At 65.4% G+C, this 15,142-nt stretch carries 14 protein-coding genes; 13 read left to right on the forward strand and 1 reads right to left on the reverse strand.

All coding sequences use genetic code 11. From position 1 onward, the window contains the following. Positions 1 to 38: 38 nt before the first annotated feature. Entirely contained in the window at positions 39 to 1,718 is a 1,680-nt protein-coding gene (locus ACX36O_RS01005) for an MBL fold metallo-hydrolase (protein WP_213362416.1), read from the reverse strand. A gap of 91 nt (positions 1,719 to 1,809) precedes the next feature. Here ACX36O_RS01005 and dapF point away from each other — a divergent pair, with 91 nt between their 5' ends. From dapF to ACX36O_RS01070, 13 genes are all read left to right on the forward strand, one after another. Then, on the forward strand, positions 1,810 to 2,715 hold the full coding sequence (gene dapF / locus ACX36O_RS01010; RefSeq protein ID WP_488359918.1) for a diaminopimelate epimerase: 906 nt from the start codon (positions 1,810 to 1,812) through the stop codon (positions 2,713 to 2,715). After that, positions 2,712 to 3,593, forward strand: coding sequence for a DUF484 family protein (locus ACX36O_RS01015; RefSeq protein WP_349772158.1), 882 nt, complete (start codon positions 2,712 to 2,714; stop codon positions 3,591 to 3,593). Before dapF ends, ACX36O_RS01015 begins: the two co-directional genes overlap by 4 nt. A gap of 27 nt (positions 3,594 to 3,620) precedes the next feature. Next, the gene (locus ACX36O_RS01020) at positions 3,621 to 4,616 is read left to right on the forward strand and encodes a tyrosine-type recombinase/integrase (protein ID WP_213362418.1); all 996 of its coding nucleotides are present in this window, start codon (positions 3,621 to 3,623) and stop codon (positions 4,614 to 4,616) included. Beyond that, positions 4,613 to 5,491: a restriction endonuclease gene (locus tag ACX36O_RS01025; protein ID WP_488359919.1), complete on the forward strand. Its 879-nt coding sequence runs from the start codon at positions 4,613 to 4,615 to the stop codon at positions 5,489 to 5,491. Before ACX36O_RS01020 ends, ACX36O_RS01025 begins: the two co-directional genes overlap by 4 nt. Positions 5,492 to 5,625: 134 nt before the next feature. Continuing rightward, complete coding sequence (locus tag ACX36O_RS01030; protein ID WP_213362420.1) at positions 5,626 to 6,876, forward strand: CobW family GTP-binding protein; 1,251 nt, start codon at positions 5,626 to 5,628, stop codon at positions 6,874 to 6,876. 169 nt (positions 6,877 to 7,045) lie between these two features. Further along, positions 7,046 to 7,687, forward strand: coding sequence for an RNA polymerase-binding protein DksA (dksA, locus tag ACX36O_RS01035; protein ID WP_250131085.1), 642 nt, complete (start codon positions 7,046 to 7,048; stop codon positions 7,685 to 7,687). Between the two features lie 198 nt (positions 7,688 to 7,885). Then, positions 7,886 to 8,443, forward strand: a complete 558-nt coding sequence (hslV, locus tag ACX36O_RS01040) for an ATP-dependent protease subunit HslV (protein WP_213362421.1) — start codon at positions 7,886 to 7,888, stop codon at positions 8,441 to 8,443. A 9-nt stretch (positions 8,444 to 8,452) separates the two neighbouring features. After that, positions 8,453 to 9,787: an ATP-dependent protease ATPase subunit HslU gene (gene hslU / locus ACX36O_RS01045; protein ID WP_213362422.1), complete on the forward strand. Its 1,335-nt coding sequence runs from the start codon at positions 8,453 to 8,455 to the stop codon at positions 9,785 to 9,787. 235 nt (positions 9,788 to 10,022) lie between these two features. Next, the gene (locus tag ACX36O_RS01050) at positions 10,023 to 10,457 is read left to right on the forward strand and encodes a division/cell wall cluster transcriptional repressor MraZ (protein WP_213362424.1); all 435 of its coding nucleotides are present in this window, start codon (positions 10,023 to 10,025) and stop codon (positions 10,455 to 10,457) included. Between the two features lie 9 nt (positions 10,458 to 10,466). Continuing rightward, positions 10,467 to 11,393 carry a 16S rRNA (cytosine(1402)-N(4))-methyltransferase RsmH gene (gene rsmH / locus ACX36O_RS01055; protein ID WP_213362425.1) on the forward strand — a complete coding sequence of 309 codons (927 nt, stop codon included), beginning with the start codon at positions 10,467 to 10,469 and terminating at the stop codon, positions 11,391 to 11,393. Continuing rightward, entirely contained in the window at positions 11,390 to 11,722 is a 333-nt protein-coding gene (gene ftsL / locus ACX36O_RS01060; RefSeq protein ID WP_213362427.1) for a cell division protein FtsL, read from the forward strand. The genes rsmH and ftsL overlap by 4 nt, the downstream gene beginning before the upstream one ends. Next, positions 11,719 to 13,572, forward strand: coding sequence for a peptidoglycan D,D-transpeptidase FtsI family protein (locus ACX36O_RS01065; RefSeq protein WP_213362429.1), 1,854 nt, complete (start codon positions 11,719 to 11,721; stop codon positions 13,570 to 13,572). The genes ftsL and ACX36O_RS01065 overlap by 4 nt, the downstream gene beginning before the upstream one ends. Next, positions 13,569 to 15,137 carry a UDP-N-acetylmuramoyl-L-alanyl-D-glutamate--2,6-diaminopimelate ligase gene (locus ACX36O_RS01070; RefSeq protein ID WP_213362431.1) on the forward strand — a complete coding sequence of 523 codons (1,569 nt, stop codon included), beginning with the start codon at positions 13,569 to 13,571 and terminating at the stop codon, positions 15,135 to 15,137. The genes ACX36O_RS01065 and ACX36O_RS01070 overlap by 4 nt, the downstream gene beginning before the upstream one ends. Positions 15,138 to 15,142: the final 5 nt, after the last annotated feature.

The raw sequence follows: 15,142 nt of genomic DNA on the forward strand, positions 1-15,142 counted from the left end.
GTCAGATGCGGCAGAAAGCCGCGCACACCGAAGTAGCCTTACGCCTCGCCCCGCTTGGCGCGGATATGCTCCACATGCGCGATCAGCGAGCGCCGCGCCAGCGGCCACAGTGCCTCGGGCGTGTCGGAGTAGGCCAGCGGCACCCAATCCTCCGGCGCGCCATCCGGCAGCTGTTCCATGGCTGCCGCCACCCGCGCCTCGCGCGCCAGCCGGTGCGCGCGCAGGCCTTCGATCACGGTGGTGGCATGCTGCATCGCATAGCCGTGCGCCGGCAGGATGAACTCCAGCTCCTGCTCCTCGCAGGCGCGCTCCAGCTTGTCCAGCGAGGCCAGGTAGTCGCCCATGTTGCCGTCCGGCGGATCGATGATGGTGGTGCTGCCATTGAGGATGTGGTCCCCGCTGAATAGCAGCTCGTCCTCCAGCAGCGCCAGGCACACATGGTTGGCGGTATGGCCGGGCGTGAGGATGGCCTGCAGCGTGTGCCGGGTGCCGTCCGGCTCTTCCAGCAGCAGGGTCTGGCCGTCCGCCAGCACTTCATCCGGCAGGAACTGGCTGTCGGCACGCGCATCCGGGCCGTGCGGCACGCCATAGATCGGCGGCGTGGGCTTCTCGGCCATCATGGCGCACAGCTGCTGCAGCAGCACGGCGCCGGGGCTGTGGTCGGGGTGGGAGTGCGTGCAGATGATTAAGCGCACATCGCCGCCGGTGGCCTCCAGCAGCTTCTGCTGGTGCGTATCCAGTGCCGGGCCGGGATCGATCACCGCGTAGCCGCTGGCCTCGGTGCCGACGATGTAGCTGTTGGTGCCGGGGCCCGTCATGCGGTTGGCGTTGGGTGCGGTCAGGCGCCGGACGTTGCGCAGCAGCGGCACGGGGCGCTCGTGCTGCCATTCCAGCGTGTGCGCCACCTGACCGTGCGGCGTGACCAGGCCGATTTCGCCAAAGGCCAGTTCATCGTTGACGATGCGGGCCTCCTTGCCGTTGTCCAGGGCACCGCGCGGGCAGTAGGTCCAGAGGGGCTCCTCGCTGCAGGCGTCGAGCAGGGCATCGACCGTTTCAAAGTGTGCAATGCGGCGCAGCGTACGCTCGGTCGGGAACATGATGGCGAACTGCTTCTTCTCATGCAGTTCCAGCGCTTCGGCAGGACGGACCCAGCGGGCCTGGAACTGCTCGTGCTCGTCCGTCTGCACGGTCTGGCCGGCCGGCATGCGCGCGACCAGGAAAGGCGTGTCGAAGCGTTTGGGAATGTCCAGCGGACCGATCCAGCGTGCCAGCACGAAGACCTGGTCCACCATCAGCTGCAGGCCCATCTGCGCGCAGGCCTGGTAGAAGGCCTCGGCCGTGTTGCGGCGGCCGATGCTGGCATCGAGCTGGTCCACCTCCACCTGTGTGGCGGGCGAACCATCGGCACGACGGGCGAGCAGCACACCCACTTCCTCGAAACTCTCGCGCAGCGCGGCCAGGGCCCAGGTCAGCTGCTCGCCGCCCTGGCCGCTGCGCTGGTGCACCAGGCCCGGCTGTTTCGGCGCTTCGGCATCGGCGGCATCCACGGCACCGCCAGGAAACACATACAGGCTGGCGGCAAAGCTGGCCTTGGCCGATCGCCGCGTCATCAGCACTTCCATGCCTTGCGGGCCATCGCGCAGCAGCAGCACGGTGGCGGCCAGGCGCGGGTTCAGGGTCGGGACTGCGGGATGGAGTTGCTGGCTGGGGCGGGGCATGGCATGAATACTTCTGGTAAAGACAGCTGAAAACTATGCCACAAACTGTGGTGCCCCGGCGCAGCGCCATGCCTTGATTGATAATGCCGTGATGCGAATTCCCTTTAGCAAGATGCAGGGGGCGGGCAATGATTTCGTCGTGCTGGACGAAACGCGCACCCGCTACCACCTGCGTCCCGAGCACTACCGCTTTCTGGGCGACCGCCGCTACGGCGTGGGTGCCGACCAGATCCTGACCGTGCGCCCGGCCACGCAGCCCGGCGTCGACTTCGCCTATGTCATCCATAACGCCGATGGCGGCGAGGTGGAGCAGTGCGGCAATGGCGCGCGCTGCTTCGTGCGCTTCGTGCAGGAGCAAGGCATGACCGACAAGGCGCGCATCCGCGTGCAGGTGCAACACGGCATCATCGAACTCGAAGCGCTGCCCGATGGCCTGGTGACTGTGGACATGGGCGCGCCCCGTCTGGACCCGGCCGCGTTGCCCTTCGTTGCCGATGGCCTGACGCAGCGCTTGCAGGGCGAGGCCGAACTCTGGCGTCTGGACCTGTCCGCTGCCGGCATTGGCGCCCCTGTGGAGGTGGCGCTGGTTTCCATGGGCAATCCCCATGCCGTGCTGCTGGTGGACGACGTGATGGCGGCGCCGGTGCAGGCTGTCGGCCCCGCCGTGCAGGCCTTGCCGGCCTTCCCGAACAGTGTCAACGTCGGCTTCCTGCAGGTGCTCGATCGCGGCCACGTCCGGCTGCGCGTGTACGAGCGCGGGGCTGGCGAAACGCTGGCTTGCGGCACCGGCGCCTGCGCCGCCGTGGTCGCGGGCATTCGCCTGGGCCTGCTCGATTCGCCGGTGCAGGTGGATGCACTGGGCGGCACCCTGCGCATTGCCTGGCAGGGCGGGGATGCGCCCGTGCTGATGAGCGGCCCCGCCACCACCGTGTACCACGGTGAAATTGATCTGCCAGACCACCCCTGGCTTCCGGATGTTTCCAAGGTTCCTGCATGAACGCCAACGAATTTGCCCCCATTACCGAGCGCGATATCGCCGAATTCCTGATCCAGAACCCTGGCTTCTTCGAGCGCAATGCCGAGCTGCTGTCTGCCGTGCAGTTGGGCAGCGCGCACGGCCAGCGCGTGGTCAGCCTGCATGAGCGCCAGGCCGAGATGCTGCGCGACAAGATCAAGGTGCTGGAGCATCGCCTGGTGGAAATGATCCGCCACGGCAGCAACAACAGTGTGACAACCAACCGCCTGCTTAAATGGGCCACCGGCCTGTATCTGGAGCACGACCTGAACGCGCTGCCCGGCAAGATCTGCAACGACATGCGCGACGTGTTCATGGTGCCGCAGGCGGCGCTGCGCGTCTGGGGCGTCACGCCCGAATTTGCCGATCAGCCCTTCGCCCAGGGCGTGAGCGCCGATGCGCGCAACTTCGCCTCGTCCCTGAGCGCACCGTACTGCGGCATGCATGTGGGCGTGGAAGCCGTGAAGTGGCTGGAAGAGCCCACGCAGGCGGCCTCGCTGGCCTTGCTGCCGCTGCGCCCGGCCGGACAGCCGCGCGCGCCGGCCTTCGGCATGCTGGTGCTGGCGTCGCCCGATACCCAGCGCTATCAGGAAGACATGGCGACGGATTTCCTGGAGCGCATTGCCGAGATCGCCAGTGCAGCGCTGTCGCGGCTGACGACGCCGGGGCCATCCGGCACGGGCACGGCGCCATCCGTGGCAGAAGCCGCGCCGGCAGCCGATGCCACCGTCGCGGCCGGTGCGGCCCGGATGGCGGCTGTCGCACCCGCTGTTGGGGACGCCTCCTCCGGAGCCGCGGACGGCGCAGGGACAGCGCCCACCATGGAACCGGTAGAGAGCGTTACGAGCGAGAGCCGGTAACCGGGCTCATCGTCGCTCAAGCACGTCATGTCCCCCGCGCAAGCCCCTGCCAGTCCCGACGCAAACCTCGTCGCCGATCCGCTGGTGCTGCGCTACCTGGATTTCGTCCGCTTCGAGAAGCGCCTGGCCGCGCGCACCGTCACCCTGTACCAGGAAGACCTGCACAAGCTGCAGGACTTTGCCGCCGCCGCCGGCCAGAGGCTGGTGCAGGTGCAATCTGCCCACGTACGCCGCTGGATCGCCACCATGCACAGCCAGGGCCGCAGTCCGCGCGGCATCGCGCTGATCCTGTCCGGCTGGCGCGGCTTCTACCACTGGCTGGCGCAGGAGCGCCTGATCGCGCACAACCCGATCGAGGGTGTGCGTGCGCCCAAGGCGCCCAAGCCGCTGCCCAAGGCATTGCCGGTCGATGCCGCGATGCAGCTGGCGGATTTCCACAAGCCGGTGGCAGCCAGGCCGGATGCTGACAGCGGCTGGCAGGAGCTGCGCGATACCCTGATAGTGGAGCTGCTCTACGGCGCCGGCCTGCGTGTCGGCGAACTGGTCGGCCTGGATGCCGCCGCCGGGCCTGACGCCCGCGGCTGGCTGGATCTGGACGACGCCCAGGCCCACGTGCTGGGCAAGGGCAGCAAGCGCCGCAGCGTGCCACTCGGCAGCCAGGCTATCGCCGCGGCGCGCGCCTGGCTGGAGGCCCGCTCGGCGCTGCCGGTGGCGCAGCGCACGCCGGCCCTGCTGATCGGCCGCAACGGCACCCGCCTCACCGCCCAGTCCATCTGGCAGAAGCTGCGCCAGCGCAGCCAGCAGGCCGGCCTGGCCACCCCCGTGCACCCGCACATGCTGCGTCATTCCTATGCCAGCCACGTGCTGCAATCCAGCGGCGACCTGCGCGCGGTGCAGGAACTGCTCGGCCATGCCAACATCAGCACCACGCAGATCTACACGCGGCTGGACTTCCAGCATCTGGCGAAGGTCTACGATGCGGCGCATCCCAGAGCGAAAGTAAAAAAGGATTCTGATTCATGACAATTCCGAAAGTCAGTGTCATTAAGCAGGGCTTGCTTGAGGTGTTGCAGGACGGTCGTCCGCGATTGTTGCGTGAGACCGTGCCGGAACTGGCGAATCGATTCCAGTTGAGCCCTGAAGACCTGGCGGTACGACATGCTTCGGGTGCTTTGAAGTTCGAGAATCTGGTGCGCTGGGCGCGGCAGCACCTGAAAGATGATGGCGCTATCTCGATTCCAGATCGGGGCATGGTCCAGATAACAGACGTTGGAAGGCGACTCGTAAACGCTGGGGGAGATTTCATTGAGCTGCCTCAACCATCTCTAGCGTTCTCCTCCGAGGTGCAGCAGGGTATTCCACCCGTGCCGCCAGAAGAAGCGCTGGATGCAGCAGTCGAGTCCCTGGCTACGGAGTTGCGCGCCGATGTATTGGAGCGCGTCAAGCAGGTTACACCCCAGCAGTTCGAACGTCTGGTGGTCGATTTGCTGCTGGCCATGGGCTATGGGTTTGATGAATCATCAGGTCATGTCACCCGATATACGGGCGATGGAGGTATTGACGGGCTGGTGCACGAGGACAAGCTGGGTTTGAGTTCGATTTATGTCCAGGCCAAACGCTATACCGAGCAGAACGTGGGACGACCGGAAGTGCAGCAGTTCCTGGGCGCATTGACAGGAGCTGGCGCCGTCAAGGGGGTATTCATTACCAGCGCTGGATTTTCCCGGGATGCGCGCGAGTTCGCGATGCGTCTCCAGAATCAGAAAGTGGTTCTGATCGATGGACCACAACTGGCCCGACTAATGGTGGAGCATGGTGTCGGCGTTGCCACGGTCAAAACCATTGCCATCCAGCATGTGGATAGCGACTATTTCGATGCAGGGTGGAATCAAGCTTGACGCATCTCCGGCATGTCCATGGCTGCAAAAGGTTGCCATGTTGTCAATACAATGGCTTTTTCTTGTCAGGGCAGTGCACCCGACATCTATCTAATTCTTGTGCAGCCTAAGGCTGTGCGTATGGTTGAACAAGTATGGCCCTCATCCCCGCCACCATCCTCACCGGCTTCCTCGGCTCCGGCAAGACCACGCTGCTCAAGCGCGTGCTGACCGAGGCGCACGGCCAGAAAATCGCCGTCATCGAAAACGAGTTCGGCGAAGAGAACATCGACAACGAGATCCTGGTGTCCGACACGCAGGAGCAGATCATCCAGATGAGCAATGGCTGCGTCTGCTGCACCATCCGCGACGACCTGCGCGCCACGCTGCAGCTGCTGGCCGCCAAGAAGCGCAAGGGCCTGCTCGATTTCGAGCGCGTCATCATCGAAACCACCGGCATGGCCGATCCCGGCCCAGTGGCACAGACCTTCTTCATGGACGACGAAGTCGCCGAGAGCTACCTGCTCGATTCCATCGTCACGCTGGTCGATGCCAAGCACGCGCAACACCAGCTCGACGAGCGCCTGGAAGCGCAGCGCCAGGTCGGTTTTGCCGACCAGCTGTTCATCAGCAAGGCCGATCTGGTCAGCAAGCAGGAACTGCTCGACCTGCAGAACCGCCTGCGCGCCATGAACCCGCGTGCGCCGCAGAAGGTGGTGCACTTCGGCGAAGTGCCGCTGAACGAGGTGCTGGACCTGCGCGGCTTCAACCTCAATGCCGCGCTCGAGATCTATCCCGAGTTCATGGAGGCCGACGACCATCACCACCACGGCCATGCGCACGACTGCGATCATCACCACGCCGAAGGCGAGGCCTGCAACCACCATGGCCACCAGCACGCGGAGGATTGCGATCACCACCACGCGGAAGGAGAGGCTTGCAACCATCACGGCCACAAGCACGCCGAGGACTGCGATCACCAGCATGCCGAAGGCGAAGCCTGCAACCACCACGGCCACAAGCACGCCGACGATTGCGATCACCACCACGCCAAGGACGAGCCCTGCAACCACAAGGGCCACCACCACGCCCACCATCATCACCACGATGACGACGTGAAGAGTTTCGTCTACCGCGCGCGTCGCCCCTTCGATCCGGCCAAGCTGGAGGATTTCCTCGGCGCCATCGTGCAGATCTACGGCCCCAAGATGTACCGCTACAAGGGCGTGCTCGACATGAAGGGCACCAACCGCAAGGTGATCTTCCAGGGCGTGCACCAGCTCATGGGCAGCGACCTGGGCCCGGAATGGGGCAAGGACGAACAGCGCGAGAGCAAGATGGTGTTCATCGGCGTCGAGCTGCCGCGCGAGATTCTCGAGCAGGGTCTGAAGCAGTGCGAGGTGTGACATACCGCACCGCATCCGTGCGGATTGCGGTGCGCCATCGACATGTCACGTAAAACCCATACAATCCCTGCTTTTTTAGCGCCCATAATTAGCGAAAATCGCTTATTTGCCACCTGACAGGCATCCCGGCCGATCAGGCGAGGCAACAACAAGACAAGGGGGAGACACCATGGCCACCCATTCGCAGTCCAAGCCGGCTGCGCGCGCCGCCACTGGCAAGGCAGCGCCGCGCAAGAAGGCAGTGGCGGCCGGTATCACCCCTGATGAGGCCGTCCTTACCGCCGGCAACCCAGAGCCGCAGCCCGCTGCGGCAGTTTCCCGTTCCCGATCGACTGACATGACTGACACGTCCCTGAAAAAAGACGCCAAACTCGCCAACAACTGGAAGAAAAAGGCTCCGGAAGAGCTCTCCGATGCCGAAGTGCTGGCCATGCCCGAGTCCGAATACATGAACAACGCGCAGATGGCCTTCTTCCGCCACAAGCTGACGCTGCTGAAGGACGATATCCTGAGCAATGCCGGCCAGACCGCCGAGCACCTGCGTGAAGACGCCGTGGTCACGCCCGATCCGGCCGACCGCGCCACCATCGAGGAAGAGCACGCGCTCGAACTGCGCACGCGCGACCGCGAGCGCAAGCTGCTCAAGAAGATCGAGCAGTCCATCGCGCTGATCGACGCCGGCGACTACGGCTACTGCGACGAAACCGGCGAGCCGATCGGCATCGGCCGCTTGCTGGCGCGCCCCACGGCCACGCTGTCGCTCGAGGCGCAACAGCGCCGCGAGATGAAGCAGAAGCTGTTCGGGGACTGAGCCAGACGGCTGCCCCGGCCCTGGATGGCGCTGCCAGAGGGGCTTTCCCGGTTTTTAAAGACGGTACGGGCGTCGAGCTGGTGCGGCCCTGTACGTTGACTGCGCCTGTGTCCGTCCACTGTCACACTGCGCGTCCAGAATGAAAGATCACCGCCTGCGCGCTTGCAAAGCCGGGCGGTCATCCCCATCTGAGTCGCCATGGAACAGTATCACGGAACCACCATTCTCAGCGTGCGTCGCCAGACGCCCCAGGGCCTGCAGGTCGCCATTGGCGGCGACGGCCAGGTCACGCTAGGCCATATTGTCGTCAAGGGCTCGGCCCGCAAGGTGCGCAAGCTCTACAACGGCCAGGTGCTGGCCGGCTTTGCCGGCGCCACCGCCGACGCCTTTACCCTGTTCGAGCGTTTCGAGGCCAAGCTCGAGAAATACCAGGGCAATCTCACGCGAGCCGCCGTCGAGCTGACCAAGGACTGGCGCACCGACCGCGTGCTGCGCCGGCTCGAGGCCATGCTGGCCGTGGCCAACCGCGAAGCCTCCCTCATCATCACCGGCAATGGCGACGTGCTCGAACCCGAACTGGGCATCGTGGCCATCGGCTCCGGCGGCGCCTATGCGCAGTCGGCTGCCCGCGCGTTGATCGAGCACACCGACATGTCCGCCGAACAGGTGGTGCGCGAGTCGCTCCGGATTGCCGGCGACATCTGCATCTACACCAACCTGAACCACACGATCGAAACGCTGGACTTCCCGGCCTGAGCTAGCACCATGTCCTCCATGACCCCCCAGGAAATCGTCTCCGAACTCGACCGCCACATCGTTGGCCAGAACCAGGCCAAGCGCGCCGTCGCCATCGCCATGCGCAACCGCTGGCGCCGCCAGCAGGTCGACGAGAAGCTGCGCCCCGAAATCACGCCCAAGAACATCCTGATGATCGGCCCGACCGGCGTCGGCAAGACCGAGATCGCCCGCCGCCTGGCACGTCTGGCCGATGCACCCTTCATCAAGGTCGAGGCCACCAAGTTCACCGAAGTCGGCTATGTCGGCAAGGATGTGGACTCCATCGTGCGCGATCTGGTCGAAGTGTCGGTCAAGCAGACGCGCGAGCAGGCCATGCGCCGCATGCGCGCCAAGGCCGAGGACGCCGCCGAGGAGCGCATTCTCGATGCACTGCTGCCGCCCGCGCGCCCGGTGGGCGAGTATCCGGTCGCGTCCAGCTCCACTGACAACGCCACGCGCCAGGCCTTCCGCAAGAAGCTGCGCGAGGGCCAGCTCGACGACAAGGAAATCGAGATCGACCTGCTCGATCCTGCGCCCGCCATGCAGATCATGGGCCCGGCCGGCATGGAAGAAATGGCCGAGCAGCTCAAGGGCATGTTCAGCGCCATGGGGCAGGACAAGCGCAAGACGCGCCGCGTCAAGGTGGCCGAAGCCATGCGCCAGCTGATCGACGAGGAGGCCGGCAAGCTGGTGAACGAGGACGAGATCCGCACCCAGGCCATGGAGAACGCCGAGCAGAACGGCATCGTCTTCATCGACGAGATCGACAAGGTGGCCGGCAGTGCCGAGCGCAGCGGCGCCGACGTGTCGCGCCAGGGCGTGCAGCGCGATCTGTTGCCGCTGGTAGAGGGTACTACCGTCAGCACCAAGTACGGCATGATCAAGACCGACCACATCCTGTTCGTGGCTTCGGGCGCCTTCCACCTGAGCAAGCCGAGCGACCTGATCCCCGAACTGCAGGGCCGCTTCCCGATCCGCGTCGAACTGCAGAGCCTGTCGGTGGCCGATTTCGAGGCCATCCTGACGCAGACACAGGCTTCGCTGATCAAGCAGTACCAGGCCCTGTTGGCCACGGAAGGCGTTACACTGGAGTTCGCTCCCGAGGGCATCACGCGTCTGGCGCAGATCGCCGCCGACGTGAACGAGCGCACCGAGAACATTGGCGCGCGCCGCCTCTCCACCGTGATGGAGCGCCTGCTCGAAGAAGTCAGTTTCGACGCCGTCAAGCTGGCCGGGCAGACCCTGCAGATCGACGCTGCCTACGTCGATGGCAAGCTGGGCGAACTGTCCCGTGACGAGGATCTGAGCAGATACATTCTGTAATCAGTTTTTCTGTCTCAAGCAAAACTTTGAGAGCCTGACCCAAGTCGTTATTTTTGCAGCCATTTTTCGCTCGGATGGCTGCAAAACGCGGCGTAAGTGGTTGATTTCATTAAAAAAATCACGACCCGGACGATTGTTCCGGGTCTTGTTTCCTGATACAGTGTCGAAAAGTGGATTTAAGTGGTGAATATTGCCGCTGGCCACCTGTTTTTGGAGCTGTTTCAGGAATTCTGGCGTGTTTGAAGGTGCTTCTTCCCTCTCGGTGGATGCCAAAGGACGGATTGCGATACCGACCAAGTATCGTGCCGCCCTGTTGGAGGCCGCCCAGGGCAAGCTGCACATCACGCGCCACTTCCAGGAAGACTGCCTGCTGCTGTTCCCCGAGAACGAGTGGGTGCAGTTCCGTGAACGTGTGGCGGCCTGGCCGATGTCGGCCGCCTGGCAAAAGCGCATCGTGCTGAGCAATGCGCTGGGCCTCGACATGGACGAGAACACCGGCCGCGTGTTGCTCTCGCCCGAACTGCGCGAGGCCGCCATGATGGGCAAGGAAGCCCTGCTGCTCGGCAACGGCAGCCATTTCGAGCTGTGGGACAAGGGCGTTTACACCGCCAAGGAAGCCCTGGCACGTCAGCAGCCCCTGCCTGCAGCGCTGCAGGATCTCGTCTTCTGAGGGGTCGGCATGGACGCCAACTGGAAACACACCACAGTCATGCTGGGTGAGGCGGTCGAAGCCTTGGTGCACGACCCTGCCGGCTGCTACGTCGACGGCACCTTCGGTCGCGGCGGCCATACCCGTGCCATCCTCGGGCAGCTCAACGAGCAGGGCCGCGTCATCGCCTTCGACAAGGATCCCGAGGCCGTGGCCCATGCCAACGCCATCGACGACAGCCGCTTCTCCATCCGCCACGACAGCTTCACCGGCATGGAAGAGCTGCCGGCGCACAGCGTGGATGGCGTGCTGCTCGACCTGGGCGTGAGTTCCCCACAGATTGACAACCCGGCGCGCGGCTTCTCGTTCCGTTTCGAGGGCCCGCTGGACATGCGCATGGATCCGACGCGCGGCGAGAGTGTGGCCGAATGGCTCGCCCATGCCGAGACGGACCAGATTGCGGAGGTGATACGTGATTACGGCGAAGAACGGTTTGCTCAACAGATTGCAAAGGCGATTGTTGCTCGCAGACAGGAGCGGGGCCCTGTTGCAGGCACCGCAGAACTGGCCCAGCTCGTGGCTGGTGCGGTCAAAACCCGCGAGCCGGGTCAGGACCCTGCAACGCGGACATTTCAGGCTCTTAGGATTTTCATCAACGCAGAGCTTGAAGAGCTGCAGCAGACGCTGAAGGCCACGCTGCGCCTGCTCAAGCCGGGCGGGCGCCTGGTGGTGATCAGCTTCCATTCGCTGGAAGACCGCATCGTCAAGCAGTTCATGGTGCAGCACTCGCGTGAAGTATTCGACCGCCGCATGCCGGCGGCCTTTGCGCGTGCGCCCGCGCCCATGCGTCTGACCGATGTGACGCGTCTGCGTCCCACTGCCCAGGAAGTGCAGGATAACCCGCGTTCGCGCAGCGCCGTGCTGCGCTACGCCACCCGTACCGAGGTGCCGGCATGATGCGCCTCAACATGATTCTGCTCGCGGCCGTGCTCGGCAGCGCCTTCTATCTGGTGCAGCTGCAGTACGAGTCGCGCACCGTGTATACCGCCATGGACAAGACCCAGGCCGCGGCGCGCAAGCTCACCACCGAGCGCGAGACGCTCGAGGTGCAGAAGCGCGCCCAGACCGCCGCCCTGCGCGTGCAGGGCATTGCCCGCGAACAGCTGGCCATGCGCGAGGCCACGCCTTCCATCACCCAGTACGTCACCATCCGCAACGGGCAGGTGACGGTGAGCACGCCCGTGGCTGCCGCGGGGCAGACCAGCGCGGCCGGGAGGAAGCCATGATCCGTTTCGGCCGCCAGGATCGCCAGGACCGTCAGGACCGCGCTCTGCAGCGCAGCCTCAAGGGGGTCACCAGCGTCAAGGGCGTGAAGAACGTCTCGCTGGGTGCCAACCCGCTGCTGACCAGCCGCACGCCGGTCTGGCGCAGCCGCCTGCTGGTGGGCGGGCTGGCACTGGGCTTTGCCATCATGGCGGGCCGCGCCGCCTACGTGCAGATCTTCGGCAACGACTTCTTCCTGCGCCAGGGCGAGGTGCGCTTTGCGCGCACGCTCGAGATGCCTGCCAACCGCGGCCGCATCCTGGATCGCAACGGCCTGATCCTGGCTTCCAGCGTGCCGGCCGAAAGCATCTGGGCTTTCCCCGAGGAGGTGGACCAGGAGGAAGACGCTGCCAAGCTGCAGAAGATGGCCAAGCTGCTCGGCATGCCGATGAAGGACATCGAGAAGCGCCTCGATATCGAGAACAAGAACTTCGTCTATATCAAGCGCCAGGTCGATGAATCCATCGCCAAGCAGATTGCCGACCTGCACATCAAGGGCATCTACCAGCGCAAGGAATACCGCCGCCAGTACCCCGAGGGCGAGGCCGTGGCCCACATCGTCGGCTTTACCGACGTGGAGGACAAGGGGCAGGAGGGCATGGAGCGCACCTTCAACACCCAGCTGGCCGGCAAGCCCGGCTCGCGTCGCGTGATCAAGGACCGCCTCGGCCGCGTGATCGAGGGCGTGGGCGAACAGGTGCCGCCCACCGACGGCCAGGACATCCACCTGACCATCGACAGCAAGGTGCAGTACTTTGCCTGGCAGAAGTTGCGCGACGCCGTGCAGGCCTACAACGCAAAGGGTGGCAGCGTGGTGGTGCTCGACGTGCAGACCGGCGAGGTGCTGGCGCTGGCCAACTACCCGAGCTACGACCCGAACAACCGCAAGAACCTGTCCGGCGAGCAGCTGCGCAACCGCGCGCTCACCGACATCTACGAGCCCGGCTCCACCATGAAGCCGGTGACCGTGGCACTGGCACTGCAGCAGGGCAAGGTGACCCCGAACACGCTGATTGCCACCGGCAACGGCCGCATGACCATCGGCACCGCCAGCATCGGCGATACCCATGGCTATGGCACGCTCACGGTCGATGGCGTGGTGCAGAAGTCGAGCAACGTCGGCACCGTCAAGATCTCCCAGCGCCTCACCGGCGAGGACATGTGGGAGAACTTCAGCAACATCGGCCTGGGCCAGAAGCCCGACCTGCCGTTCCCCGGCATGGCTGCCGGCCGCCTGCGCCCGTACAAGAGCTGGCGCGAAGTGGAAAAGGCCACCATGAGCTACGGCTACGGCCTGTCCGCCAGCCTGTTCCAGCTGACGCGTGCCTACTCGGTGTTCGCGCGCGATGGCGTGATGATGCCGGTCACCCTGGTGCGTGACGGCGTGGTGGACAGCACCGGCAAGTTCAAGCCGCTCGAGAAGAGCGAGGGCAAGCGCGTCTACAGCCCGAAGGTGGCCAAGCAGGTGATGCACATGCTGCACCTCGTGACGCTGCCCGGCGGCACCGCGCAGCAGGCCCAGACCGTCGGCTACTCGGTGGGCGGCAAGACCGGCACCGCGCGCAAGCAGGAAGGCCGTGGCTATTCCTCGCAGAAATACCGTGCCTCGTTCGTGGGCGTGTCGCCGATTGAGTCGCCCCGCATCGTGGTGGGCGTGATGATCGACGAGCCTCGCGGCAGCATCTACGGAGGTGTCGTGGCCGCTCCGGTGTTCAGCGAGGTGGTGCAGCAGACGCTGCGCATTCTCGGCGTACAGCCCGACATGTCGGTGCAGCCGGGTGTGATTACCGATGCTCCGCAGGAGTCGCTATGACAGACAAGAACCTCCTGCCCCTGTTGACGACGCCGCAGCAAGCGGCGCAATGGTTGCGCCAGCACGCGTCCGTGCTGCGCACCGACAGCCGCAAGATCCAGCTCGGCGATGCCTTCGTGGCCTGGCCGGGCGCGGCGCATGATGCGCGTGCCCATGTGCTGGCTGCGCTGGAGCGTGGCGCTGCCGCCTGCCTGGTGGAAGCCGAGGGCGTGGATGCCTTCGACTTTGCACAGCCGCAGGCGCAAGCGCAGGTGGCGGGCCGCGTGGCGGCCTATGTCGGCCTCAAGCGTGCCACAGCGCTGGTGGGCGCCGAGTTCTACGGCCATCCGTCCGACGCCCTGGCTGTGATTGCCGCCACCGGCACCAACGGCAAGACCAGCACCGCCTGGTGGCTGGCGCAGGCGCTGTCGCAGGTCGCCGCACTGGACGGCCGCTCGCATGGCTGCGGCCTGGTCGGCACGCTGGGCGTGGGCCGCTTCGTCAATGGCCAGGCCGAGCTGAGCTACACCGGCCTGACCACGCCCGATCCGGTACTGCTGCAGGGCCAGCTGCGCCAGTTCGTGCAGCAGGGCGTGCAGGCCTGCGTGATGGAAGCGTCTTCCATCGGCATTGCCGAGCACCGTCTGGACGGCACCCGTATCCGCGTGGCGCTGTTCACCAACTTCACGCAGGACCATCTCGACTATCACGGCAGCATGCAAGCCTACTGGCAGGCCAAGCGCGCACTGTTCGACTGGGAAGGCCTGCAGGCCGCCGTCATCAATGTCGACGACGCCCAAGGCGAGCATCTGGCCCAGGAACTGGCGGGCGGTGCGCTCGATGTCTGGACCGTCTCCTGCGAAGGCAAGCCGGCACGTCTGGAGGCGCGCGACATCCACTATGACGCGCAGGGCCTGGTGTTCACGCTGGTGGAAGAGGGCGGCGAGAGCCAGCTGCTGCGCACCGCGCTGATCGGCCAGTACAACGTTGCCAACATGCTGGGCGTGCTGGCCTCGCTGCGCGCGCTGCAGGTGCCGCTTGCCCAGGCGGTGCCGGCCTGCAGCGGCCTGCTGCCGGTGCCCGGCCGCATGGAATGCCTCACCGCCGCAGGCCAGCCGCTGGTGGCGGTGGACTATGCCCACACCTCCGATGCGATCGAAAAGGCGCTGGAGGCGCTGCGTCCGCTGGCGCAGCAGCGTGGCGGCCAGCTCTGGTGCGTGTTCGGCTGCGGTGGCGACCGCGATCCGGCCAAGCGCCCGCTGATGGCACAGGCTGCCGAGCGCGGCGCCGACCGCGTGGTGGTGACCAGCGACAACCCGCGTACCGAAGACCCCAAGGCCATCATCGCGCAGGTGCTGTGCGGGCTGGAGCAGACCAACGGCGTGCTGGTGCAGGTCGACCGCGCGCTGGCGATTGCGGCGGCGGTGCAGCAGGCAGCGCCGCAGGACGTGGTGCTGGTGGCCGGCAAGGGGCATGAGGATTATCAGGAAATCAACGGGCAACGCACCCATTTCTCGGATCAGGAACACGTGCAGATGGCACTGGACAAGCGGGCGCAACAGGCCCGGGAAGGGGCCACCGCATGAACGCC

Source organism: Brachymonas sp. KE5, from assembly GCF_057773645.1.